We start from the raw sequence: 3,063 nt of genomic DNA, 5'->3' as shown, positions 1-3,063 counted from the left end.
CCGAGGGCTGATCAGGGTCGGTATGCTCGACTCGGTCGCCGGATGCCCGGCGGCGTCGCCGGCTTAGCTCAGTTGGTAGAGCACCTGTCTTGTAAACAGGGGGTCATCGGTTCGAACCCGGTAGCCGGCACCACGAAGACCGCGGCAGACGCGGCACGTCGAGCGCCGCGGAATCCGCGCGCAGCAGATGACAATGGCCGTGTGAACGCGCTGCTTCTGCCCGCTCTCGGGCTGCTGGCTCTGAACGCCTATGCGCTGGTGCTCGTCATGGTGCGGGGACCGCTGTTCCGCACGCGCGTGTACCGTCCGATGCTGCTGAACATCGCGCTGTCGGTGGCCCCCGCGGTGACCCTGATGCTCGTCGTCGTGCTGCTGCTGGCGATCGTGGAGTTCTTCCCCTCCGCCGTCGCGCTCTGGGCCGTGATGCTCGTCGGCGCAGCGACCTGGCTTCTGCTCCTGCCGAACTCCGCCTACCTCGTCACCGAGCTCAATCTCTCTCACCGCCGCGCGGGGGAGGAGGTCCCGCTCTGGTACGACATCATCCTCGTGCTCACGCTGGCGATGTCCGGCGTTCTGAACACGCTCGCGAACGTCGCGCTCGTGCAGCTGCTGACCGTCGCGATCGCGCGCCCGAACACCGCCCACCCGTTGCTGAGCCCGACGTTGTGGCTCGCCGCGGGGGCGACGCTCCTGCTCGTGTCCCTCGGCATGTATCTCGGCCGCTACATCCGTTTCAACAGCTGGGACCTCCTTCGCCCCAATAGGTTCGCGCGGAAGCTGTTCGGCCACTTCGCAGAGCCAGGCAACGCGTCGGCGGCCGCCGGATTCGTCGTCACGCATACGGTGTTCCTCGGCATCCTCTACGCGATCGTCGCAGCCCCGGTGCTGCTCGTCATCCTTCCCTGACTCTCGCGTCCCGGCACGGCGCCTACCGGCCGGTCGTGCGCTGCAGCCAGGCGGCGAACGTCTCGGTCCCGATCTCGGCCCCGTCGCCGGGGAGCAGGGTGCCGTCGCGCTGCGCCTTTCCGAGCGGGCCGGGCAGGGCGACGCCGGGGACCCAGCCCCGGTGCCCGGACGCACGCGCCCAGCGCCGCACCATGTCGACGAGCGACTCCTCACGGGGGCCCGCGAGCTCGACGTATCCGCCGCGAGCGGGGGACTCCGCGAGGTCGACGAGGCGGGAGGCGACCTCGCGGGCCGCGATGGGCTGCGTGCGCATCTTCGGCGCGAGGTGCAGGGGGCCGGCCTTGGCGGTCGCGTGGATCTGTCCCGCGAACTCGTGGAACTGCGTCGCGCGCAGGATCGTCCAGGGCAGCGAGCCGGCCTCGATGGCCACCTCCTGCGCCCGCTTGCCCGCGTAGTAGTCGAACGGCGCGCGATCGACCCCCACGATCGAGAGGGCAACGTGCCGCTCCACGCCGGCACGCTGCTCGGCTGTCAGCAGCGTCCGAGTGGTGGCCTCGAAGAACCGCGTCGAGGCGTCGGCCTTCATCGTGCCCACGTTCGTGACGTCGATCACGACGGTGGCGCCCACCACTGCGTCGTCGAGCCCGGTGCCGGTGGTCAGATCGATGCCCCGCGACCGCGCCAGGACGACCGTCTCGTGGCCTCGCCGGCCGAGCTCCTCGGCGACGAGTGTGCCCATGAGCCCCGTGCCTCCTGCGACTGCAACCCTCATGTCGATCCCTTCTGTTCTGCCGTGACAAGCTTCTGCTGATTCGACGACGCGCGCGTCCGAATCGTGAGGCTCACGTTCCGACCGGCCATCTCGTCGTGATGAGAGAGAGCACGACCGCTCGCGCTGCGGGCAAGCGGTCTGGGACGAATCGCGCTCGACGCCGACGTCCGGGAAGCTGTGAGCGGCGCCGGAACGGACCCCCGGGCCGCGATCCCGGGGCGGAGGAGTCCATCATCCTCGAGAGCGGTCCGGGGAGTGGAACCCATCATGAACGGAGACGTCGGATGCCGGATGACGGCGGGACCGCGGCGCTCGAGGCCGAGCGCCCGGCGCTGCGAGGCCTTGCGTATCGCATGCTGGGCAGCCTCAGCGACGCCGAGGACGCCGTGCAGGACGCGTTCCTGCGCTGGGTGCGGCTCAGTGCCGATCAACGCGCGGCGATCGAGAACCCGGGCGCGTGGATGATGCGCGTCACGTCGCGCATCTGCCTGGACATGCTGGGATCGGCGCGCGCCCGTCGGGAGACCTACGTAGGGCCGTGGCTTCCCGAACCCGTCCCTGCCGGCGCGGATCCGGGCCTCACGGGAGATCCGCTCGATCGCGTCACGCTGGACGACTCGGTGAGCATGGCGCTGCAGGTGGTGCTCCACACCCTCACGCCGGCCGAGCGCGTCGCGTTCGTGCTGCACGACGTGTTCGAGCTGCCCTTCGCGCAGATCGCCGCGACGGTCGGTCGCTCGGTCGATGCGACGAGGCAGCTGGCGTCCTCCGCTCGCCGCAAGGTGCGCTCGCGCACGGACGACGTGGCGCCGCGGGAGCGGCACGACGAGGTCGCCGCCGCCTTCGCGGCCGCGACCGGCGCCGGCGACTTCGCGGCGCTGGTGGCGATCCTGGACCCGGACGTGACGCTCACCTCGGATGGCGGCGGCAAGGTCAGCGCCGCCCGCCGCCCGGTTCTCGGCGCCGTCAACGTCGCCCGCTTCATCCTGGGCGTGCTCACTCAGCGCCCGGACGTGCAGGTCGAGCCGATCGCGACCGCGGACGGTCTGGGCTTCATCGTCAGCGAGCACGGCGTCGTCGACACCGTGATCGTGCTCGGCGTGCGTCGCGACAGGGTGTCGGACGTCTGGCTCGTGCGGAACCCCGACAAGCTCACGAGCTGGCGCTGATCTCCCGTGGCGCTGAGCGTCACCCTGCTCATCCCTCAGCGGAGGAGCTCGCGCTGACGATCGCGCCATCGGCACGGCCTACGCTGGGCCCATGCGGCATCCGGACGCGCTGGTGATCGGCGAGGCACTGGTCGACGTCGTGCATCGCGACGGCGCGGTGGCAGAGCACGTCGGCGGCAGTCCCGCCAACGTGGCGCTCGGGCTCGGGCGGCGGGG

General features: G+C 70.8%; 3 protein-coding genes, 1 tRNA gene and 1 pseudogene. 4 read left to right on the top strand and 1 reads right to left on the bottom strand.

Annotation, left to right across the window (positions count from 1 at the left end):
• The first annotated feature begins 57 nt into the window (after positions 1–57).
• Both RIF89_RS13060 and RIF89_RS13055 read left to right on the top strand, forming a co-directional pair.
• Positions 58–133 (top strand) — tRNA-Thr (locus RIF89_RS13060).
• A 68-nt stretch (positions 134–201) separates the two neighbouring features.
• A complete protein-coding gene (locus RIF89_RS13055) occupies positions 202–906 on the top strand; it encodes a DUF1361 domain-containing protein (protein WP_309069531.1) in 705 nt (234 codons plus the stop codon).
• Between the two features lie 22 nt (positions 907–928).
• Here RIF89_RS13055 and RIF89_RS13050 read toward each other — a convergent pair whose 3' ends face one another.
• Positions 929–1,678, bottom strand: coding sequence for an SDR family oxidoreductase (locus tag RIF89_RS13050; protein ID WP_309069530.1), 750 nt, complete (start codon positions 1,676–1,678; stop codon positions 929–931).
• Between the two features lie 284 nt (positions 1,679–1,962).
• Here RIF89_RS13050 and sigJ point away from each other — a divergent pair, with 284 nt between their 5' ends.
• Complete coding sequence (gene sigJ, locus RIF89_RS13045; protein WP_309069529.1) at positions 1,963–2,847, top strand: RNA polymerase sigma factor SigJ; 885 nt, start codon at positions 1,963–1,965, stop codon at positions 2,845–2,847.
• A gap of 91 nt (positions 2,848–2,938) precedes the next feature.
• Positions 2,939–3,063, top strand: a pseudogene (locus RIF89_RS13040) (carbohydrate kinase); the annotation flags it as partial.

The organism is Microbacterium sp. (assembly GCF_031178525.1).
Classification (GTDB): Bacteria; Actinomycetota; Actinomycetes; order Actinomycetales; family Microbacteriaceae; genus Microbacterium.
The sequence above is the reverse complement of the archived record's forward strand: the minus strand, read 5'-3'. Positions and strand labels throughout refer to the sequence as shown.

Coding starts and splice junctions, on each gene's coding strand:
- RIF89_RS13050 (WP_309069530.1), bottom strand. CDS start 1,678: ATGAGGGTTGCAGTCGCAGGAGGCACGGGGCTCATGGGCACACTCGTC.
- sigJ (WP_309069529.1), top strand. CDS start 1,963: ATGCCGGATGACGGCGGGACCGCGGCGCTCGAGGCCGAGCGCCCGGCG.